Below are 1,948 nucleotides of genomic sequence, written 5' to 3' on the forward strand. Positions count from 1 at the left end.
TATGCTTTCTATGACTAAGTATGGATACTTGAGTCTAAGCATTCATTTCCTTATCCCTTTGCTTTATTTTCAGCTTTTCTTGTTTGAATAGGCTGTAGGGTTCTGATAATTGCATTTCCGTTTACTAGATTAAGAAGAAGCAGCTTACGTTGAATTGTACAAAAGCCGTCTATCCTAAGATAGACGGCTTTTGTTGTTTTCATCTGGCTAGTAAATTTTGTTATTCTTTCTGCTTTAGATATTCCAGTTGCTTTGACTGATACTTAGTCCCATGCTTTCCCATTCCACGCTCCCGCGGGGGGACGGGAGATGCCAGCGCAGATCTCCCTTTCCATTCCCTCTGCGCTTTACCTCATGATGCCATGCATCCTCTTTCTGAGACTATTCGCGGAATGATCATGGTGGTGCCGCATTTTTCCCAGGACCTTACTGCGCACTAAAAACAATGCCGTGAATAATCTCAAAAACTCAAAGTTTGGAAAGGTAATGATAGAGGTAGATAGCGTTGTTCACGGTTCTACATTTCTCCGCTGACGGAAGAAAGGGCGTTACGAGGTAGAGCTTGCTTTGTATAAGTTTTCTGTGATTTTTTGTGTCGCCACAGCTGAGTCACTTTTCTATTCTCCGAGCTTTATAGACATGACGTCATGATTTTCGGAAGATTCATGGTGAGTCAAAAGAGTTTATTTTTCATGCTCAAGTCTGAAAAACAATGTCGAGAATAACGACTCGAACTCGAAGGGGTGAATGAAGGAAAATACGTCATTGGCAAATTTTTAATTAGAATGAGTGTAAAGTTTTTGAGAAGAAGCTGTGTAATTTTATAGATAAGAGTTGAAAGAGTATGTATCGCATTCTAAAGTTGTTTAATGTATTAAATCATAAACAAAAGCAGGGAGGTAACGTCATGAAAATCAAATCAAGCAACAAAAGTCCAGAGGGCTCAATAATTGCTAGTCAGTTTTTGGGAGAGATTGATTACGTTGATTCATTTCAGGTGATAGTTCCTGATAAGAATGAATCAGTTGATTATATAACGAGTTGCATTTTCTCAGCGCTGCCTGATTGGGGCGAAATGCTACTGGCTCTCCGCAATACTATTGTTAAACCATTTGGCCTTGAAGTTTCTAGCGAGCGTCCGGAACGTCTCAATGATCCAGATGTGCAATACGAGATAGGTGATAAAGCTGTGTTGTTTCCGATTGTTGATAGAAATGTTTCTGAGATCGTGATGGGCAAAGATGATACGCATCTTGATTTCAAATGTTCTGTGTTAGCAGAGAAGACGGAAAATGAACGATGTACAGTTAGTCTAACAACAATTGTTTCTTTTCATAATAGGTTTGGACGACTGTACTTCAGTTTAATAAAGCCATTTCACAAACTGCTCATAAAGCAATGTCTAAAAGGCTACCTCAAGAGGGCTGAATGTCCCAGTTGAAACGTGAATATCGTTGATTTAGTCATAAATATTTGGATAATCCACTTTGTATCTAACTTGTCATTACAATTAATCAAAATTAAATTTTTGTTTAAATCCTTTTAAAACATATAGTTAATTATATTGCGGCAAAAAGAACACAAAAAATCTTAAAAACAGGTTGACGAAGAGGGCTGGTTTACATAGAACCTCTCTCGCTGCAACGAAGCGGCCCGCACGGGTCGGAACGAAGCAGATTGTTCATTTTCAATTAACGACGCAAAATCGAAAGACAACTTCTTCGAATTTAAATTCAAAAAGAGGTTGACTCCCGAAGTGAGATAAGGCAAAACGCTTTTCGCACCTCGGAAGACAACTGGTCTTTTGTCGTCGCTTTGAAACTCTTTGACAATTAAATAGCGAATCGGATTGATTTAGAGATCAGCTAGCGTTGTTCGTTGCTTCGGTAACGGACAATTCAATACAGAATTATTAAACTGGAGAGTTTGATTCTGGCTCAGATTGAAC

General features: G+C 38.7%; 1 protein-coding gene. It reads left to right on the plus strand.

From position 1 onward, the window contains the following. Positions 1-907: 907 nt before the first annotated feature. On the plus strand, positions 908-1,441 hold the full coding sequence (locus tag MKHDV_RS18565; RefSeq protein WP_160717976.1) for a DUF2867 domain-containing protein: 534 nt from the start codon (positions 908-910) through the stop codon (positions 1,439-1,441). Positions 1,442-1,948: the final 507 nt, after the last annotated feature.

The sequence above is a fragment of the Halodesulfovibrio sp. MK-HDV genome (genome assembly GCF_009914765.1).
Lineage (GTDB): Bacteria > Desulfobacterota > Desulfovibrionia > Desulfovibrionales > Desulfovibrionaceae > Halodesulfovibrio.